The organism is Lysinibacillus sp. LK3 (assembly GCF_001043675.1).
In the GTDB taxonomy this organism is placed as follows: domain Bacteria; phylum Bacillota; class Bacilli; order Bacillales_A; family Planococcaceae; genus Lysinibacillus; species Lysinibacillus capsici.
Genome location: NZ_LDUJ01000002.1, coordinates 22205 through 40349, shown reverse-complemented (window position 1 = coordinate 40349; position 18145 = coordinate 22205). Strand labels below are relative to the sequence as shown.

At 38.8% G+C, this 18145-nt stretch carries 22 protein-coding genes; 9 read left to right on the top strand and 13 right to left on the bottom strand.

Going from position 1 to position 18145, the window contains the following annotated elements; genetic code table 11:
* Positions 1–22: 22 nt before the first annotated feature.
* From VK91_RS02815 to nagZ, 5 genes are all read right to left on the bottom strand, one after another.
* A complete protein-coding gene (locus tag VK91_RS02815; protein ID WP_048390590.1) occupies positions 23–451 on the bottom strand; it encodes a hypothetical protein in 429 nt (142 codons plus the stop codon).
* Positions 452–620: 169 nt separating this feature from the next.
* Positions 621–1802, bottom strand: coding sequence for a NupC/NupG family nucleoside CNT transporter (locus VK91_RS02810; protein WP_048390691.1), 1182 nt, complete (start codon positions 1800–1802; stop codon positions 621–623).
* 62 nt (positions 1803–1864) lie between these two features.
* Positions 1865–2572 (bottom strand): purine-nucleoside phosphorylase, encoded by a 708-nt coding sequence (gene deoD / locus VK91_RS02805; protein WP_048390588.1) that lies wholly within the window; start codon positions 2570–2572, stop codon positions 1865–1867.
* Positions 2573–2775: 203 nt separating this feature from the next.
* The gene (locus tag VK91_RS02800; protein ID WP_048390585.1) at positions 2776–4212 is read right to left on the bottom strand and encodes a helix-turn-helix domain-containing protein; all 1437 of its coding nucleotides are present in this window, start codon (positions 4210–4212) and stop codon (positions 2776–2778) included.
* Between the two features lie 66 nt (positions 4213–4278).
* Positions 4279–5967, bottom strand: a complete 1689-nt coding sequence (gene nagZ, locus VK91_RS02795) for a beta-N-acetylhexosaminidase (protein ID WP_048390583.1) — start codon at positions 5965–5967, stop codon at positions 4279–4281.
* Between the two features lie 192 nt (positions 5968–6159).
* On the opposite strand from nagZ, the gene VK91_RS02790 reads away from it, so the two are divergent.
* Complete coding sequence (locus VK91_RS02790; RefSeq protein WP_048390581.1) at positions 6160–6555, top strand: hypothetical protein; 396 nt, start codon at positions 6160–6162, stop codon at positions 6553–6555.
* 209 nt (positions 6556–6764) lie between these two features.
* Here the strand turns inward: VK91_RS02790 and VK91_RS02785 are convergent, their stop codons facing one another.
* From VK91_RS02785 to VK91_RS02770, 4 genes are all read right to left on the bottom strand, one after another.
* Complete coding sequence (locus VK91_RS02785) at positions 6765–7544, bottom strand: class I SAM-dependent methyltransferase (protein WP_048390579.1); 780 nt, start codon at positions 7542–7544, stop codon at positions 6765–6767.
* A 136-nt stretch (positions 7545–7680) separates the two neighbouring features.
* Entirely contained in the window at positions 7681–7896 is a 216-nt protein-coding gene (locus tag VK91_RS02780) for a hypothetical protein (protein WP_004228847.1), read from the bottom strand.
* Positions 7897–8056: 160 nt separating this feature from the next.
* On the bottom strand, positions 8057–8590 hold the full coding sequence (locus VK91_RS02775) for a GNAT family N-acetyltransferase (protein WP_048390576.1): 534 nt from the start codon (positions 8588–8590) through the stop codon (positions 8057–8059).
* Between the two features lie 103 nt (positions 8591–8693).
* Complete coding sequence (locus VK91_RS02770; RefSeq protein WP_048390574.1) at positions 8694–9545, bottom strand: GNAT family N-acetyltransferase; 852 nt, start codon at positions 9543–9545, stop codon at positions 8694–8696.
* Between the two features lie 276 nt (positions 9546–9821).
* Here VK91_RS02770 and VK91_RS02765 point away from each other — a divergent pair, with 276 nt between their 5' ends.
* From VK91_RS02765 to VK91_RS02755, 3 genes are all read left to right on the top strand, one after another.
* Positions 9822–10994: a multidrug effflux MFS transporter gene (locus VK91_RS02765; RefSeq protein WP_048390689.1), complete on the top strand. Its 1173-nt coding sequence runs from the start codon at positions 9822–9824 to the stop codon at positions 10992–10994.
* Positions 10995–11298: 304 nt separating this feature from the next.
* Positions 11299–11484 (top strand): antitoxin VbhA family protein, encoded by a 186-nt coding sequence (locus tag VK91_RS02760; RefSeq protein ID WP_048390572.1) that lies wholly within the window; start codon positions 11299–11301, stop codon positions 11482–11484.
* Positions 11485–11487: 3 nt separating this feature from the next.
* The gene (locus VK91_RS02755; protein ID WP_048390571.1) at positions 11488–12192 is read left to right on the top strand and encodes a Fic family protein; all 705 of its coding nucleotides are present in this window, start codon (positions 11488–11490) and stop codon (positions 12190–12192) included.
* A gap of 288 nt (positions 12193–12480) precedes the next feature.
* Here the strand turns inward: VK91_RS02755 and VK91_RS02750 are convergent, their stop codons facing one another.
* A complete protein-coding gene (locus VK91_RS02750) occupies positions 12481–12981 on the bottom strand; it encodes a hypothetical protein (protein ID WP_231595564.1) in 501 nt (166 codons plus the stop codon).
* Positions 12982–13076: 95 nt separating this feature from the next.
* On the opposite strand from VK91_RS02750, the gene VK91_RS02745 reads away from it, so the two are divergent.
* Positions 13077–13529 (top strand): NUDIX domain-containing protein, encoded by a 453-nt coding sequence (locus tag VK91_RS02745; protein ID WP_048390567.1) that lies wholly within the window; start codon positions 13077–13079, stop codon positions 13527–13529.
* Positions 13530–13561: 32 nt separating this feature from the next.
* Here the strand turns inward: VK91_RS02745 and VK91_RS02740 are convergent, their stop codons facing one another.
* Positions 13562–14005, bottom strand: coding sequence for an N-acetyltransferase (locus VK91_RS02740; RefSeq protein WP_048390565.1), 444 nt, complete (start codon positions 14003–14005; stop codon positions 13562–13564).
* Positions 14006–14015: 10 nt separating this feature from the next.
* On the bottom strand, positions 14016–14333 hold the full coding sequence (locus VK91_RS02735; protein WP_048390687.1) for a MazG nucleotide pyrophosphohydrolase domain-containing protein: 318 nt from the start codon (positions 14331–14333) through the stop codon (positions 14016–14018).
* 79 nt (positions 14334–14412) lie between these two features.
* Between VK91_RS02735 and VK91_RS02730 the strand changes: the two genes are divergently transcribed.
* A complete protein-coding gene (locus VK91_RS02730; RefSeq protein ID WP_048390563.1) occupies positions 14413–14988 on the top strand; it encodes a TIGR00730 family Rossman fold protein in 576 nt (191 codons plus the stop codon).
* Positions 14989–15125: 137 nt separating this feature from the next.
* On the opposite strand, the gene VK91_RS02725 is transcribed toward VK91_RS02730, so the two are convergent.
* Positions 15126–15323, bottom strand: a complete 198-nt coding sequence (locus VK91_RS02725; protein WP_048390561.1) for a transmembrane Fragile-X-F protein — start codon at positions 15321–15323, stop codon at positions 15126–15128.
* Positions 15324–15441: 118 nt separating this feature from the next.
* Here VK91_RS02725 and VK91_RS02720 point away from each other — a divergent pair, with 118 nt between their 5' ends.
* From VK91_RS02720 to VK91_RS02710, 3 genes are all read left to right on the top strand, one after another.
* On the top strand, positions 15442–16419 hold the full coding sequence (locus VK91_RS02720) for a dimethylarginine dimethylaminohydrolase family protein (RefSeq protein ID WP_048390558.1): 978 nt from the start codon (positions 15442–15444) through the stop codon (positions 16417–16419).
* 81 nt (positions 16420–16500) lie between these two features.
* Positions 16501–16746, top strand: coding sequence for a YkuS family protein (locus VK91_RS02715; RefSeq protein ID WP_048390555.1), 246 nt, complete (start codon positions 16501–16503; stop codon positions 16744–16746).
* 130 nt (positions 16747–16876) lie between these two features.
* Positions 16877–18043: a Ger(x)C family spore germination protein gene (locus VK91_RS02710; protein ID WP_048390553.1), complete on the top strand. Its 1167-nt coding sequence runs from the start codon at positions 16877–16879 to the stop codon at positions 18041–18043.
* Positions 18044–18145: the final 102 nt, after the last annotated feature.

Below are 18145 nucleotides of genomic sequence, written 5' to 3'. Positions count from 1 at the left end.
TAAAAAAAGACACATTCATTCGTTAAACAAATTTTATATTTTTCTTCACCGCATTTTCTACTAAAGCATAGAGTAAACTCGCAATACCAAAAATAAGCATCGAATTGATAATACTTAAATTATATTCTTCTATAAATCGCGAATCATAAATGATTACGAAAGAAAAAGCCCCTATTGCCCCACCAAATAAAGTGAAGGTAACCACTTTAAACAGCCAATTTTTCATAAAACGACTCACAATAAATGTTAGCGGTAAAAACGAAATCGGATAGAGAATAAAAGCAAAAGAGCCCATTAAGAACATATAGCCAACGCCTAAATCACGAAATCCCGTCATATATTCTGATGTCCTGATTTTTCTTCCTTCTAAAACTTCTAAGCCAAATCCAGCTAAGGCAAACAGCACTATAAAAGGTATCCACATGATTAAACAATGATAGAAAGTTTTCATTCTTATCCTTCCCCTTATGAATTTTTACTGCTGGTACAATTCAACCTCTTAATAGATCAAACGAAAATCATGGAAGAAAGTTACAATGTTTCTCACCTGACAAAAGATCAAAAAAAAGCATATTTTAGGGATTGATACGCCTAAAATATGCACCTCTCATTTCTTCTCTTTAAAACACAATCCCAATAATGATGGCTGATAGAACACTTACAAGTGAGGCACCGTATAGCAATTTTAATCCAAAGCGTGCCACTACATTGCCTTGCTTTTCATTTAACCCTTTTACGGCACCTACAATGGTACCAATTGAGCCAAAGTTAGCAAAGGATATGAGGAATACAGAGACAATCGCTGCTGTACGCTCACTGAAGCTATCTTGGATTTTAACGAAGTCCAGCATGGCAACGAATTCATTTGCCACAAGCTTTGTCGCCATGATACTCCCTGCATTCACAGCTTCATGCCAAGGTACACCCATGACAAACGCAATTGGGGCAAAGACATAGCCTAGGAAACCTTGGAATGTGATACCGAAAATGCCATCAAACACACCATTAATGAGGGCAATTAACCCTACAAAGCCTACTAACATAACCCCGACGATGATGGCTACCTTAAAACCATCCATAATGTATTCGCCTAGCATTTCAAAAAACGTTTGCTTTTCACCTTCTTGCACTTCGATTATATCTTCCTCCGCTTGTACTTCATACGGGTTAATGATTGAGGCCACGATAAAACCACCAAACAAGTTTAATATGAGAGCTGCCACTACATACTTTGGCTCTAGCATCGTCATATAAGAGCCCACAATGGACATCGATACCGTTGACATCGCAGAAGCACATAAGGTATAAAGCCGATGCTTTGGTAAAAAGCCGATTTGATTTTTCACTGAAATGAATACTTCATTTTGCCCTACGATTGCCGCTGCAACCGCATTATAGGATTCTAGTTTTCCCATGCCATTGATTTTACTTAATACGAAACCTATATATTTAATCATAAACGGTAGAATTTTATAATGTTGCAATATGCCGATGATGGCTGACATAAATACGATTGGCATTAAAACATAGAGGAAAAATGTATGTGCACCCTCATTCGCCATCCCACCAAATACAAAATTTGTGCCCTCATTGGCATATTCAAGTAGTTTTGCAAAGCTATCAGCAAATCCTTTAATTAAAAATTCCCCAATACCTGTTTTCAGTAATAGAAACCCTAAAACAAGCTGGATAACAATCATCACAATGATTGGGCGGTATTTAATCTTTTTCTTATTATTACTTGCAAGCCATGCTAAAAATAGCACGAGTAGTAGACCTACTATCGAAATAATATAATGCATGTTGTCCCCTCCGTAACGAACAATGTTTTCAAATGCTTTTTCTTCCCATCCCATGCAATCCCTTACACATCGATGATTGTATGAAGAGCAATGTCCACCATATCAAAAAAGGATTTTTCACTTTCCTCGTGCGTTAAGCTTTCATTTGTTAATAGTTGACTACCTACCGTCAAAATAGACAATGCCTTTACTCCATATTTTGCGGCTAACGTATAGAGGGCGGTGCTTTCCATTTCTACCCCTAAAACACCGAATTCCATAAACTTATGAAGCCTGTCTAATGTTTCACGATAAAATTCATCTGAATTATAAATATTGCCAACAAACACATTGCCTTTTTTCCCTTGCGCTAGTTGAAACGCTTTCATTAATAAGGAAAAATCCGCAATTGGTGCGTAATTATTGCCGTAGAAAATTTTCTCCGTCAAATTGCTGTCTGAAGACACTGCTTGGGCTAGAATGATATCGCGGATTTGAATGTCCTGTTGCATCGCGCCACATGTGCCAATACGAATCAATTTTTTCACGCCATAATCGTTGACCAATTCAGTACCGTAAATACTCATCGATGGATTCCCCATGCCCGTCCCCTGCACGGAAATCGGTACACCTTTGAACGTTCCTGTATACCCATACATTCCTCTTACTTCGTTATAGCAATAGACATTCTCTAAAAAATGCTCTGCTACAAATCTTGCACGTAAAGGGTCTCCAGGCAGCAAGACACGCTCAGCTATTTCTCCCTTTTTTGCTCCTAAATGTCTACTCATTTTCATTCCTCCAAAAACTTGTCATTTATCTCCAATCCAATTAGGTAACCGTTTTCATTTACCAATAAAAAATACCCACAGCCATTTCCGAAACTACTTCTTTTACAAGAAATCTGTTCAGAAACTACTATGAGTATAAGGTTTAATAAACCTGACAAACTAGACCAGATTGTTACGTTGTGTACGGGAAATAATTGACCAAATTACCGAAGTAATTCTTGACGAATATTATCTAAGTCCCTTTTGGTAGGAATCGTAGATATAATAACAACCGGCACTGTCGTCAAGGCAACGGGAAAATTACTTATGACAAAATCAATGTGATGCTGCTGTACCATCTCATCCGTTAATCCCTTCATAATAGAGGTATTAATAATCAGCTGGTCCCCAATTTCATTCTTGATTAAATTGGCGATATAATGGCGGATTGAAAATTCCTCTCCAATAACCAAGAAGGCTCGTTTACTTTTATAACGTAGCCCTGAACGAACAAGCAAGGTAAGCTTGGTTAAATGAAAGTCATTATACAGGATAGAAGGGTACGCTTTTTTCCATGTTTGCATACAGACCTGCATATCTTGGTAAATTTGCTGACATTCAATTTGAACATAGTTTGTTAAATTACTTTTTGAAATCATCAGCCATTCAGGGATGGCATTATCGATTAAAAGCTTGTCTAAAAACTCATATACCTCCAAGCTAAACCGCTCATTCATATGTAGATTAGGGTAAACCTTTGCCAATAAGGTGAACAACTGCTGCGCCATTTGATCAATTTCTTTATTTTTATATAATTCGATTTCCTTCATTGGCGTCATGTCTGATCCTTCATAATAATGATATTGGCTTAGACTAAATAGAGATTGCATAAAAAACAATTCACGCTTTGGTAATTCAATCGAAAATTTTTCTTCCAGTGCCTGTGCAAAGTCTTTTACTGGCAAATAGAACATTCCTCTTTCCCAAGCGTAATCATCCTCCGTAATTTTGACATAGTTCCCCTTTCGTACTCTTTCCAAGACAATCGCCACTAAAAAGGATAATTTCCTTTTGGAGTTAATAAAATAAACAATGTTTTGCTCATGCTCTATTTGCGTGATGCATTGATTGATAAAATCAAAGTCACTATTGGTAAATGGCCATCCTGTATACTCATAGGCATCACCATATAATTTCCAATAAAAATAGCGGATATTCAATTCATTTCCCTTTACGGCGGGCGTCGAGTATGTAATGCGTAGCTTATACGGCTTCAAATCATGATTATTTAGTTGCGTAATCAGCTTCTTCAACGAGGAAGTGCTCATAAACATCGCCTCTGCTAGCTCCTCCATCGAATAAGGTTGCCCATTGATAAACAATAAGTGCATGAAGCGATAGAAGATGGTTTGCCTGAACATGCTCGAAAGCACTTCACTAACGGTTGTACTTCGCCCATCTCGTTGTAGAAAAATTCCCTTTCCTCTAGATACGTCAATCGTCATTGTTGCTGGTAATTGCCGATTGATCTCTTCTACGAGCTTCCGTATGGTCTTATCTGAAATATGTAAGCTTTTTTCAACCTCCCCTAAAGTAAACCATCTTTGTTCAGAATCTAGTAACAGTAATAATTGACTAGCTAATTTGAATTCCTTATCCACGTTCTCACCCTATCCATCATTCACAAAAAGGAACATACACTGGTAGCTGTATGTCCCTTTTTGCGTTTATTTCATATACGTATTCAAAACTTTTTCGATGTCCGTATTAAGCTTGTTGATATCAACTGCTGGCACGGGCTGATTGACAAGCTGATATTTTTCTTTTAGTTTTAGGATTCTTTGGACACTTTCATTGATGCGTTCCTCTGTTATTTCCCCATTGCTGACGGCTACCTTCACCGCTTCTATCGCTGCAGTAATATTGGCATATTCATGAGCGATTAAAATAATATCACTACCAGCCTTGATTGAATCGACAGCTGCTTGCCCGATCGCATAATGATTCGTGATGGCTTTCATCGTCATATCATCAGTCATCACAACACCGTCAAAGCCCAGCTGCTTTCTTAGCATACCCGTGATAATTTCCTTCGACATGGAGGAAGGATACTGTGGATCAATTTTTGGCAATAAAATATGTGCGACCATGACGACATCTGCACCATTGTTAATGGCCTCTTTAAATGGGACAAGCTCTAGCTGATTCAAATCGTTCAAGCTTTTTGTCACCTTTGGCAATTCTAAGTGGGAGTCCACAGATGTGTCACCATGCCCAGGGAAATGCTTCACGACAGGAATAACCTGCTCCGACTCCAGACCCTTCATTGTTTGAATGCCCAATTTGCTGACGATAGCTGGATCATTGGAAAACGAACGATCCCCGATAATTGGATTATTCGGATTGCTATTGACATCTAATACAGGCGCAAAGTCCAGATTGAAGCCAAATGCCTTTAATTGCTCCCCTAATAATTGGCCTACTTCAAATGAAAACTTGGATTGGTTAATGTCCCCAATTTTTCGGTTCGTTGGGAAATTTTTTAAAGCGCCTGGTAATCTGACTACTTTTCCACCCTCTTGGTCGGTGCCAAGGAAAAGTGGTAGCTGATTATTCGAATTGGCAGCCATTAAGTCATTCATCAATGTGACCGTTTGCTGGGGTGTTTCAAGATTATTGCCATAAAGAATTAAACCACCTACTTTAGCCTTTTGAATAAGGCTTATTGTCTCCTGCTGAAGCGTCGTACCTGAAACACCTGCAAACATCATTTGACCGATTTTCTCGTCCAATGTCATTTGTTCCACCGTATCTGGCGCTTGTGGCTTCAGTTCCGTATAGACCGAAATATGATGAACAGTAGGATTGGCATCACTGTCAATCGGTTTCGGTAAAATCCACTTTAATTGATAGCTGGCATTTACTTGGTAGACAAGAATAATTTGATCGGTTGAAGGATCCTGATAGTAACGAACTTCATCAGGTTCACCCAACTTATTTTTAATATCTGCTAAACGAATGCTTTTGATATTCTCTTTCGATGAACGGATATCGAAGGCCTGTGAACCTCGATAACCAATCGTCACATCCTCATAATCTTCATATTGTCCATTGGCGGATTCCGTGACCTGCTGCGGTTCTCCCCATTGCTCACGAACCGCTTGTTGTTCTGTATCTCCTGCTGCAAATGGCACATCAGGTACTTTTCCTTCTCGCGCTAATTGAGCAATATCCTGAATGAGGACCTCTATATTGTCTGAACCACCTTCCTGTTCGGACGCATCCTCTTGAATGGGCGTTGTCTCAGGATTTCTAGTCGGTAGTGTGACTGGCCTCATTTTCATGCCGATAAAAAAGGCTAGACCCATTAACATCAGCACAAGAACTAGCAGCACACCACGTCTTCTTTTATGCATGTAAAAACCTCCTTCACCAAGCCATTTGGCGACATCGAAACAAATCTATCAACTAACGTTATCATAACTGCCACCTGAATTCAAAGCTCACGCTGTGAACAGAATCGCAGCCTTCAATAGAAAATATTATCGTAAGCTAGCAAAAATGCAAAAGAAGATGTTAAAATATTCACATAAAGGGGGATATAACACATGGGGAAATTAAGTAAAAGAAATATACTGTGGATTGTGCCAATCGGTATCTTAGCGGTATTTTGGTACTTCTATGGTCCACAAAAGGATATTACAGACAATGAATATATTACATACGTAAAAAACTATTCCTATGAAAATAGCGCAAAAACTTTGGAGAGTGCCTTTGCCTCTGCCTGTGAAAATCCATATTGGGTCTATTTTGAAACACAAAAGGGACAGGATGTTGTAGAGTTTGAGGGTGATTGCACGGTTAACAATGAAGTAGCCAAGGTCAATGTACAGTTTCTGGTAGACAACGACATCACAAGTGTTCAATCAGGTGCAATGCTTGTCGATAGTAAAATGCAGGAAGAAGCAGACCGCGATGAATTTTTGCTAGCACTTGCTAAATAATCCCTTATAGTGATGCTATAAGGGTTTTCTCTGGGAAAGCGGATAAAATGTGCAAAGTAGTGGACAGCAATCCTACAGTGATGGATAGAAAGTTAAAAGTGGCGGATAGATCCTGTGAATTGACGGATAGCTCTGAGAAAGCGGAGTAAGATTTTGATGCTGCAATCGAATAAAAATGGAGAGGGTTGATCCTCTCCAGAAGGTGGTTATTATTTTTTCTTGGCGATCCAAATCGTCCATCGATCCTTTTCAATGATGGAACCTTCAGTGGTAATTGCATTCCTTATATGTTCAAGAAGGGTCGATAATTGGTTGTCATTCAATTCATGCAATAGACTACGCCCCACTCTACCTTGTAAATCAGCCAATAATTGCTCCTTATTAGCATAGACCTGTCTCGTCTCCCATAGTTTGAGTTCACTAATTTCTTGAAAGCCTACTTCTTGTAAGCTTTCTGTCACCAACTGACTAGTGTGTCTGCGCTCTACTTCCTTTTGAATAAGCGAAGGAAAACTTTCAAAGAAATAGCCCCTTATATGATGAGCATCCCCTGGAAGTAAGCAATCCTCTGGGGTGCGATCCTGTACGATAAAATAACCGCCTTGCTGTAAAAGCCGAAATGCCTCTTGAAAGCATGCTTTGACATCTTGTATATGATGAATTAAGGCTCTTTCAAGCACGATATCAAAAGTATCCCCTGCAAGCCCTGTATTGAAAGCATTTCCTTGAACAAATGTGATTTGCGGATATGCTCGACAATTTTCTTTCGCTCCGTCTAGCATGGCTAGTGAAAAGTCTACACCTGTTACAGATGCCACCCCCATATCGACAAGTGCCTTGGCATAAATCCCTCCGCCACAGCCGATATCTACTGCCTTTCCCATACTATGAAAAGGAATATGTTTCGCTAACGCTGCCTTCCATGAGCTATCTGCCTGTCTAGTTGTATAAGACGTACGATGTTGCTGATTATGGAAATCAATCCCCATTCTCTTCACCCTCCCCTTTTATTTTAGTGTACAAGTAGATCACCCATAAGAAAAATCTATAATTATTATAAAAATACATAAGCTTACCTTATCAAACGAAAAACCCATGCTGGGATCTGCATGGGTTGAGCTACCATTAACTATTTCTAGTAGGATGGGAGGACTTTAATATGGTCCGTTCAATTATTCTAATTTCGTTATTTAGTTTTGTAATCGCCGCTTCAATTTGTTGATAGCGCTCCATTCGCTTGACCTTCTCTGTTGGAATGGAATCCTTTAAAGCAGCCTGTCCCGCGTATAAGCTAGACAGTAAATCTAGCTTTTGAAAATAAGCTGTGCTATATTGCTCCATAACACCCAGCCCCTCATCTGTTACTTTTTTACACGAACTTATGAATTGTTGTTCATATAAGAACTATAACCGAAAAAAGCAGCCTCAAAACTCCATCTAAATTATTATTTATTATCCATTTCCAAGTAAATGATTATTCTATAAAAGCGCTAAAGCTATGTTATTCATCTTTTTTTAACAAAGAATAGATAAATGTATCATGTGCTTGTCCCTTTTGATACATATAGTCCCTCAATATGCCTTCCTGTTGGAATCCAAGCTGAATTAAAAGCTTGGAAGATGCCTCATTCTCTAAAAAAACAACGGCTCCAATCCGGTTTAAGTTCATATCCCCAAAACCATATGCAATTACTTTCTGCACAGCTTCTTTTGTATAACCCTGCCGCCAGTAATCAGGATGAATTTCATAGCCAATTTCTGCTCGTTGATGTACCGCCGACCATAAATGGAAGCCAACTGTACCAATCACTTCATTCGAATCTTTTCGTTCAATTCCCCAACGAATCCCACGCTTTTCCTCAAAATTTTTAGCAAATTGCTTAATTAACTGCTCAGCCTGCTGTGTGTCAGCAAATGGCTCCTGCCCATAATAGCGTGTTAAAGCCTCATTGGAAAAGCAACGAAAAATCGCAGGAACATCCTCCTCTGTGAGCTCTCTTAACCTAAGTCTTGCTGTTTCTAATTCTGGAAACATGCTGTTCCCCTCCTCTACCATCCATATCATTCTCTACTCTTCCTTCAAAATCCTTTTTTGACAATACAAACGTGCAAACCCCAAAGTAGGCTTGCACGTTTGATTACCCGAAAGCTTGTGCTGCTAGAGCAAATAATGTTTGATTTCTTGTAGGTATTTTTTTGGCATTACGGATCATGACAGGTGGCGTGGCAGCCATCGTAAAACCACTTTGTTGTAAAATTGGAGCAAGCTCCTTTTGAACAGATGGGCAGTCGATACGTAATTTTCCCTGATAACCCTTAGCCAATTCATTGATAATATGATGCGCTATTTCTTTACTTGGCGCGACGATTGGTCCTAAAAGTAGATAAATTGGCCCCGCGATCGTTAAGCCATAGCCAATCATTTGGTTGTCTTGATTTTTGATAACAACACAGCGCTGTGACTGCTGTATTCTTTTACGCAAAAAGATTCTTCTACTATCCCCAAAGGCTGCTGCGTCAAGTTTGGCCAGCTGTTCAAAATCCTGTTCTTGAAATTCTTTGATGGTGCCTAAAAAATCGGCTTTGCTGGTCGTCTCAACATATTTGTCTGATAAATATTTATGTACATGCTCAACAGTCGTGAAGCCCATTTTTTGATATAAAGGTTGTCCTTCTATTGTAGCTACGAGCATAATCGCTGTTTCCGCTGAAACACTATCGATACAGGCTTGTGTAACAATTCTACCTAAGCCAAAACCTCTGCATTGCTCATGCACAATCACCATGCCAATGGAAGCTACATTTGTGTCGTAGGGAATAATAGCTGCACAGGAAACAATTTTTCCTTCCATATTTTTATGTCCAACTATTCTACCTGCTGCCATAATCGTTTCAATTTCGTAGGCATCGTAATCCCATCCAACGGAAGCTGATAGCTCGATTAATCCCTGAATATCACTAGAAGTAAATAAAGTTAGCTCAAAATTCAATTAGATACACCCTCTCAAAAGAACATATGTTCCATTTTACAAAATCCCCCTTCCATATACAAGCAATATCTCTTAGCTTTAGCAATTATTACTATATAATTATTGTAAAATAGCCTATAATAGTTGCTAGACTATGCACTCCTACTTCAAGCATATAAAGGTGATTTCAACATGACATCCTATGAACGTATTCTTATAATGGTCCCGCCGTTTCCCTAGCTACGCAATCTACTTGTAACTAACAAAGTAGAATTTTGCTTGTAGGAGGGCAATATGTTGAAAAAACAGGCAGTACCATCTTTATTATTAATGATTGTTCTTGTGGCTTTTCCACAAATTAGTGAAACAATATACACACCATCACTTCCGGATATTGCCGCTGCACTTGATGTAGCCAATAGCTCTGTCCAATTAACATTAAGCATCTATTTTATTGGCTTTGCGTTCGGCGTTTTCTGCTGGGGATGGATTTCTGATTTTATTGGCCGTAGACCTGCTATGCTAGGTGGTTTAATTTTTTATGGAATAGGTAGCCTACTCTGCTTTTACGCAGAGACAATCCCTTTTCTATTAGCAAGTCGATTGCTACAAGCATTCGGCGCTGCAACTGGCTCCATTATTACGCAAACCATTTTGCGTGAAAGTGTGACGGGAAGCCAACGCCATGCTATGTTTGCTCAAATTTCAGCCGTCATTGCCTTTACCCCAGCTATAGGGCCGTTAATTGGTGGTTGGGTGGATCAAGCACTAGGCTTTCGAGCCGTGTTTTTTGTCCTTGTCATCATGAGTATCCTGTTGTTTATCTATGCTTATTGCAGACTTCCAGAAACAACCAATCCTGCAACAAGACAAAGAACAGCGATTTGGCCTGTCGTCAAACGCATTTTTGCTTCACCCATCGTGCTTGTCTATGGGCTACTAATAGGAGGCATTAATGGTGTTCTATTTAGCTACTATGCCGAAGCACCCTTTATATTCATCGAGCATTTCCAGCTGTCACCTGGCCTGTACGGATTTTTTGGCATTATCGTTGCCCTTGCTTCCATAATTGGGGCTATGATTTCAAAGCGACTCGTCATCAGCCATTCGCCACAAAAAATCATCCATGTTGGCTGCTTGGTAATGCTTGGTGGCACTTTGCTTTTAACCATCGTTTGTAGCCTGCCATTGCACGCGAGCATGATGGCCATTGGTATGCTGATTACTATTTTTATCACACTGCTAGGCTCGGGCATCGCACTTCCTAATTGCTTAAGTTTAGCGTTAGTAGATTTTCAGGATGTGATTGGCACAGCAGGCGCTATCTTTAGTCTCGGCTATTACTTACTCGTCAGTGCCATCACATCTGGTATGAGCTTACTGCATAACGGTTCTTTACTGACAATGCCACTTTATTTCTTAGGTCTAACCTTGATAATGTGGCTTTGCGGGAGAAAGTTTATTCGATAATGGAAGAAAGCGGGCTTCCAATCGCTATCGCTTTTAGATAGATGAAAGACTAGAACAAAACCTCTCCTCCGAATAGAAAAAGTGGGTGATATTTTACTCTTCGTAAAATTTCACCCACTTTGATTATAGGATAGCCTAGCTCTAAATTTTCCCCACTGGCACCTATTGAATTTTCTCACTCAAAGTGTAAATACTTAATGACAAAGATTGAACTATGTCAGTAGGCATCGTGCAGTGATCTAACTATCTCCTGATGCATAAAACTGATATAATAGATATACCATTAAAGTGAGGGGTGTTATTTATGAAAGAAAATTCATCCTTAGAACGTAAAAAGCAAGTGCAATTCGCAGTTGGTATGGCTGCCATTGACGGTGGAAAACCGAGCGCATTTACACAGAACCTCTTAAACCAATATGAAAATGGTCAAGTATCATCCAGCCAATTGAAACAAGCGATTGTTGAAAAATATACAAGGGCTTCACAGTAGTTTATGGACCCATATATTTATCCTAATACAAATGTCTTAATCAACAAATTAAATATTCGAGATGAACAACAATTGATTGACGTTGAAGCACAACTGTTAATCGCTGGGATTATAGATATTTCTTCTATCACGCATGAGATTGACTTCCAAAAATATAAAAGTCTCCAAAAGATTCATCACTTCCTTTTTCATGAGCTATATTTATGGGCAGGAGAATTCCGCACAGTCAATATTTATAAAAGCGAACATGTTTTAAGTGGATTATCTGTTGCTTATAGTGATAAAGATCACATTGTATCTGATTTAAAAACTATTTTCAGTTGGTCTAAATCTAAGCAATGGAAGTATTCTAATCCTCTCCTTGTTGAGGACTTTTCTTCATTTATGACAAAACTTTGGCGTGTTCATCCTTTCCGAGAAGGAAATACACGAACGGTATCGATTTTCATGAAGCTTTTTGCTGAAGCAAATAGGCTAGACTTCAATGCTCAATTGCTCTCACAGTATGCAGGATATTTACGAAATGCACTAGTTCTTGCAGCAGTAGAAGAAGCTCCGGAACCACAATATTTATTGAAGATGATGACAGATGCTCTGGATGTAGCTGATTTCAATAAATTCAAGGCTGACGATGAAACGTCTAATTATCAAGTAATTGGGCGTTATGATGTTTCCAAGTATAAAGAAAAGCCCTTTGAAACGGATTAAGGAATGATTTATTTACAGATTAAGTATGTTTTACTTATTTAATACGCTAAAAAGGATGGTGATTTGTAATTGAATCATCATCCTTTATATATATATTTCGCAATAGGGATCAATTAATTCATTTAAAACCTTTTACTCTTAGAAAAATCACCTCCTAATTGAAATTTAGTTTTTAACCCCATATTCAATCGAAGGTGTATTTTTTTATTTGTCTATACTGTTGAGGTCAGTCCTCAACATCAATTTTCCACTTTTTATACACCTACTAGTTCTTTCTAGCTGCTTCTCCTATCCTTGAAAATAATAATCCAACACTTCCTGAGGGGTATGAAAAACTTTGTTGCTTTGCGTTTTATAAAGAAATTTGGGATTCGTACAGGCTTTCTCTAGACTTTTTGCTTGCTTTAGCTTATCCGTCATTTGCTCAATAATATCTGTGTAGCCATCGAGCTGGTTTGAAATTTTCGGTAGCATCGTTGGTGAGATATCGAGTACAATAGAGACTTGATCCTCAGCATAACTATTTAAATTGATAAAAAAGCATTCTTCCAAATGCTTTGAATGTTTATCTACATTAATGACAGCCTCTTGATAATTGGCGATTAACCCTGTTGATGTATTCGTAATTGTAAAGCCTTGCTGTGTCAAATGCTGTTCAACCAGCTTTAAAAACTGCTCGACCTCTGCATCTAGCTTTGGTGTAACAGTTGATTGAATTAAATCATTACATTTCTGATAAATGGTATCAATTTCGGTCTGTTTTTCGACAAGTAATTTAAAATTGGACATTGAATACACGCTTCATCTCCCCTTTTTACTAAGGTAGACATTCATGAAGCGTTTTAGTCATGATCACGAAAAATAACAATTAAAAGGAGAAGTCCATGATTAGAAATTCTGTCAAAGCCATCATCATCGTGGATGGGAAACTATTGCTAACAAAAAATCAAGATATAGAGGGCTACTTTTACCTTTGTCCAGGTGGTGGACAGGAGCATGGAGAGACCTTTCACAAGACGTTGCAAAGGGAATGCCTGGAGGAAATTGGCTCCTCCGTTCACATTGGAGAGCTGTTATTTATCCGTGAATACATCGGACAAAATCATGAGCATGCCGCCTTTGACGCAGACGTACATCAGGTAGAATATTATTTCCTCTGTCAGGTAAATAAGCAAGCTTGTCAACCAACAAATCCAGATACTCTTCAAATTGGGACACAATGGATACCAATTGAAAAGCTTCATACTTATCGACTTTACCCAAAAGCGCTTATCCAACCGCTACAGCAGTTTATACGAGGACAACAAACAACAATCTATTTGGGTGATGTCAATTAAAACAGGCTGTCTATAGAATAGACAGCCAATTCTTAAGCAAGCACTTTCACCATCGTATAATAGCTACTGCCTGGTGGATAATCTTTAATTTCGCCCACTACTTGATAGCCATGTGCCTCGTAAAAGGTACGCGCCTGAAACTCGTAGGTTGTTAGCAGGGCCTTTGTTGCCCCCATATCCTTCGCTACCCATTCTGCTTGTGCTAAGAGCTTTTTGCCCATACCCTTTCCACGATATTCTTCACTAAACCAAAATTTATGTATTTCTATCCATCCCCAGTAGACTTCAGCTGTTATACCACCTATCCATTGCTGCTGTTGATCTGTGACGATTAACTGTAAAGGAAGAACCGCACCCTTCTTTCTACTTTCGCGATGATAAGGAGATTGCTCATTATTATAGGCACGAATTTTTTCGCTTAAAAAATTTGTAAAATCCTCATGCTGTCCCCGTAAAACCTCTACTTGATATTCCATCTCGCTCCTCCTATTCCTGGTAACGCTTTATCAGCTTGTCTTGATGAGCTGCAAATATTTCTTCTAATGGAATATCGTACTGATTGGCAATCACTATAAGATTTCCTAAGACATCCCCTAGCTCTTCAATTAGCTCCTGCTTATTTTCTTCAAAGGATTGTGTTTTTTCATCTGGTCGATCTCTACCAATCTCGATTGCTCGAATTGCCCTGGCTACCTCACCTGTTTCTTCTGCCAAGAAGCCAATACGTGTAAAAATATTAAGCTCTGACCAGCCACGTGCTTCATAGTAATCCTTTACCCAGCGTTGAAATTCATTTAGTTCCAATTCAGTTTCCTCCATTTCCTTCCTCTTCAAAATAAATTATACTATAAAAGAATTCGATCAGATATGGAGGAAATCAGCTATGAAAAGTATTGCCGTATTTTGCGGATCCAGTCTAGGCGCTTCCGAAGCTTATCGTCAAGGAGCGATTTTACTAGGAAAAGAATTAGCCAAAAGACAAATAACTCTTATTTATGGTGGTGCTTCTGTAGGCATCATGGCAACAGTAGCGAATACAGTGCTAGAAGAAGGCGGCAAGGTCATTGGGGTGATTCCGACATTATTAGAAGAACGTGAAATTGCGCATCAACAGCTGACAGAGCTGATTGTTGTAAAGACGATGCATGAACGTAAAAGTAAAATGATGGAATTAGCAGATGGCTTTATTGCCCTTCCTGGTGGACCTGGAACATTAGAGGAATTTTTTGAAGTATTTACGTGGAATCAAATCGGGCTGCTTCAAAAACCTTGTGCTATTTTCAATATGGAAAACTATTTTGATTTATTAATATCATTCTTTGACCATATGCAAAATGAACAATTTTTAAAAGCACAATATCGTGAGGCACTTATTGTTGATGAGGACGCAGCAGCACTATTAGATAAATGTGAAAGCTTTGTTCCTCCAGCTGTGAAAACTTATGAATTAAGCAAATAATAAAATGGTGAGGGTGGACCTAATTGGACTAACCTCACCTTTTTCTTGCTCTAATCTCCAATACGATCCTACATGACTATGCGAAACAAAAGAAGGACCTGGTTGTTCTGATTACTAGTAATTTGGCTACTATGATTTCATAATTCTGCTTTCTTTTCCCGCCTTTTCACTGCTACCACAGCAATCAATACCATCCCAAGCTTCACCAGCCCAATAATGGCATAGAGACTAAATGAAAGAATCGCTGGTAATAAGACTAACCACCACGACCATGTAATGACATCTGTTAGCTTTAATACGACAAAGACAATGGTCAGCACTTCTGCAATGCCCATCATTTCACCACCTTACAGTCCATCCTTGACTATATAGTAACTATATATCTTACGATAAGGAACATCACAGGAAAAATTTTCACTACTTTTTCTAAATCATACAACAGGAGGCAGTAAGATGACGAATATTTTTGTAAAAAGTGAGTTTGCTCCTTTAAAACGAGTTGTCATGGCGCAATCGGAATTTGCTTTTCCAGCTAAGGAGGCTCCAACAGATGATGAATTTTTAACAGAAGAAACACTAGCACTTTATGCAAGCGTAGATACACTCGGTAAAAATTTTAAAGATGTCTTTCCAGAAAGACAGCAGCAATGGGAATTGGAACGAGCAAATTTAAAAAAAGTATTAGAAAAATACGGGGTAGAAGTACAAGTACCAAGACGTTTAACAGACTATGAAAAAGAAGTAGGAAAAGAAGATGGCTATAGCAATTTCTTCGTTCGCGATCCCTTTTTCACTATCGGCCATTTTTTAATCGAGGGCTCCCTTCGATTCCCACATAGACGCAACGAAGTTTTGCCCGTACGTAATCTTTTAGCACAGGAAGCAAATGAAAATCAATGTTTCTATGTCTCCATTCCAAAGCCTGATATGGCAGATGGTTTAGATTCTGAAGCTGGCCCGTTCTTAGAGGGCGGCGATGTGTTAGTGTTAGATAAAACAATTTTCGTTGGGAATTCAGGACTAGCCTCCAATAAAAATGGTGTGCAGTGGCTGCGTAATTTAGCAAGTAACTTTGATTATACGGTGGTCGAAGTGCCGCTTCATCCAACCATTCTTCATCTCGACTGTGCGCTTAGCCTCGTTAGAGAGGGTCTAATGATTGTCTGCGAGGAAGCACTCATTGATGGTATTCCCAAACAGCTAAAAGATTGGGATAAAATTCACGTTTCCCTAGAGGATGCCGCAAAACTTGCTACTAACGGCTTACCTATTAATGAAGAAGTCTACATTACAGACAAAGAATTTACATGGATTGGCGAGCAACTAGCGAAGAGAGGTATCACCGTAGAATATGTTGATTTTACGATTTCTCGAAGCTTTGGCGGTTCTTTTAGATGTAGTACACAACCCCTATTACGCACGGATCTCTAGAAATTATCTCTCCCCACTAAAAAAAAGTATGAATAATGAGCAACCTGAAATGGCACATTATTTGTAGGAGGTGGACAAGAAATGTCTAGAATTATTGGTGTGGAACAATCATTAACGAATATCGAAGATGCTTTAAAAGCACAAGGCTTTGAAGTCATCCAGCTTCGCAATGAAGAGGATGCGAAAAAATGTGATGCTTGTATTATTACAGGTCAGGATCGCGATGTCATGGGAATTAGTGATCCAGTCATGGCAGGTCCTGTAATTGATGCGGATGGACTATCGGCAAACGAGGTCGTTGAACGCGTCCAAAAATATTTCCACTAAAATCATTAGTGCTGTCTCTACGTCATTTTGACGAGAGCAGCACTTTCCTACATACAAATGGGCTCTACTTATAATACCTTGCGTTCTTGTACAAACTAATATACACGAACTTCAAAAAGTAGGGAGATATATGAGCCAAAAACAAATTGCGATTGTTATTTTAATGCTGACGACTACACTACTGCTATCAGGCTGTTGGGATGTAACAGAGCCGCAACGCATGTATTACGTACAAGGTGTGGGGGTTGACTACAAGGATAATGAATATACAGCATACTTACAAATTATCAACTTTGCTAACGTAGCGAAAACAGAATCAGCTAACCCTAATGCAGCGCCTACCGAAATTGGTCAAGCGAAGGGTAAGACAATAGAAGAAGCCATTTACAAATTGTATCGTTCAATGGACCAAGAAGTATTTTGGGGACATATGACCTTTCTTCTCTTCTCAGAGAGTGCTATGAAAGATGAACATGCGATTGCTGTTATTGATACTTTTTTACGCTTTCGAGAGACAAGATATCATATTTGGGTTTACTGTACCCAAGATCCTATCGAGGATGTTTTATTAGTTTCTCCATTGTTAGAGAAATCACCAACTGCCGCCAAATTGAGTAATCCTAAAAACACAGCGAAGCAGGAGTCATTTGTAGAGCCTGTTAATTTAAGACAGCTCGTCATTGGCTTAAATGAGCCCAATCACGAAATGAAAATTCCTTACGTAACCGTCAACGAAAACTGGGAAACAATGGATGGCTCCAAAACAGAAACCGTTTTTGCTGGTGTCGGTATTCTTTCAAAAGATAGTTTTAAAGGCTATATTAAAGGCAAATCGGCACGTGGAATCGAGTGGATGAATGATGAAACAAAGCAAGGAGAAATTACCGTCGAATTAGAAAATAATGAAAAAAGTGATTACTTAACCGTCGATATTAAAAAGCTAGATGTCAAAGTCAAGCCAATTGTGAATGGTAATGACGTAAAGTTTGAGGTAAATTTAAAATTCGATACGATTTTAAATGGTTTTAAAGGGAGGCTAACACCCAATCAGGTAAGAAAAAAAGTAGAAAAAGCCGTCAAGGAAGAAATCCTAACTACCTTTGAGGAAGGACTAAAAATGGATGCGGATGTCTTTCGTCTGTCCGAATATCTCTATCGTAGTAATGTAAAGGCTTGGAAGAGATTAGAGAAGGATGGCAAAATTCCTTTAAGCAAAGATTCCATCAGTAAAATCGATATTCATATTAATAAAGTAAGCCCTGGCCGTAAAACATTTGCAGAAACGATTACCGAATAATAGGTAGAGATCATCCAAAATGGCATGGTCTCTTTCTTATGGCCATCTTGTCATGCTATAGTAATGGAAAAGATGAGGAAACGTTAAACAGACAGGAGATCG

Coding starts and splice junctions, on each gene's coding strand:
- VK91_RS02815 (WP_048390590.1), bottom strand. CDS start 451: ATGAAAACTTTCTATCATTGTTTAATCATGTGGATACCTTTTATAGTG.
- VK91_RS02810 (WP_048390691.1), bottom strand. CDS start 1,802: ATGCATTATATTATTTCGATAGTAGGTCTACTACTCGTGCTATTTTTA.
- deoD (WP_048390588.1), bottom strand. CDS start 2,572: ATGAGTAGACATTTAGGAGCAAAAAAGGGAGAAATAGCTGAGCGTGTC.
- nagZ (WP_048390583.1), bottom strand. CDS start 5,967: ATGCATAAAAGAAGACGTGGTGTGCTGCTAGTTCTTGTGCTGATGTTA.
- VK91_RS02790 (WP_048390581.1), top strand. CDS start 6,160: ATGGGGAAATTAAGTAAAAGAAATATACTGTGGATTGTGCCAATCGGT.
- VK91_RS02785 (WP_048390579.1), bottom strand. CDS start 7,544: ATGGGGATTGATTTCCATAATCAGCAACATCGTACGTCTTATACAACT.
- VK91_RS02780 (WP_004228847.1), bottom strand. CDS start 7,896: ATGGAGCAATATAGCACAGCTTATTTTCAAAAGCTAGATTTACTGTCT.
- VK91_RS02775 (WP_048390576.1), bottom strand. CDS start 8,590: ATGTTTCCAGAATTAGAAACAGCAAGACTTAGGTTAAGAGAGCTCACA.
- VK91_RS02760 (WP_048390572.1), top strand. CDS start 11,299: ATGAAAGAAAATTCATCCTTAGAACGTAAAAAGCAAGTGCAATTCGCA.
- VK91_RS02755 (WP_048390571.1), top strand. CDS start 11,488: ATGGACCCATATATTTATCCTAATACAAATGTCTTAATCAACAAATTA.
- VK91_RS02750 (WP_231595564.1), bottom strand. CDS start 12,981: ATGTCCAATTTTAAATTACTTGTCGAAAAACAGACCGAAATTGATACC.
- VK91_RS02745 (WP_048390567.1), top strand. CDS start 13,077: ATGATTAGAAATTCTGTCAAAGCCATCATCATCGTGGATGGGAAACTA.
- VK91_RS02740 (WP_048390565.1), bottom strand. CDS start 14,005: ATGGAATATCAAGTAGAGGTTTTACGGGGACAGCATGAGGATTTTACA.
- VK91_RS02730 (WP_048390563.1), top strand. CDS start 14,413: ATGAAAAGTATTGCCGTATTTTGCGGATCCAGTCTAGGCGCTTCCGAA.
- VK91_RS02725 (WP_048390561.1), bottom strand. CDS start 15,323: ATGGGCATTGCAGAAGTGCTGACCATTGTCTTTGTCGTATTAAAGCTA.
- VK91_RS02720 (WP_048390558.1), top strand. CDS start 15,442: ATGACGAATATTTTTGTAAAAAGTGAGTTTGCTCCTTTAAAACGAGTT.
- VK91_RS02715 (WP_048390555.1), top strand. CDS start 16,501: ATGTCTAGAATTATTGGTGTGGAACAATCATTAACGAATATCGAAGAT.
- VK91_RS02710 (WP_048390553.1), top strand. CDS start 16,877: ATGAGCCAAAAACAAATTGCGATTGTTATTTTAATGCTGACGACTACA.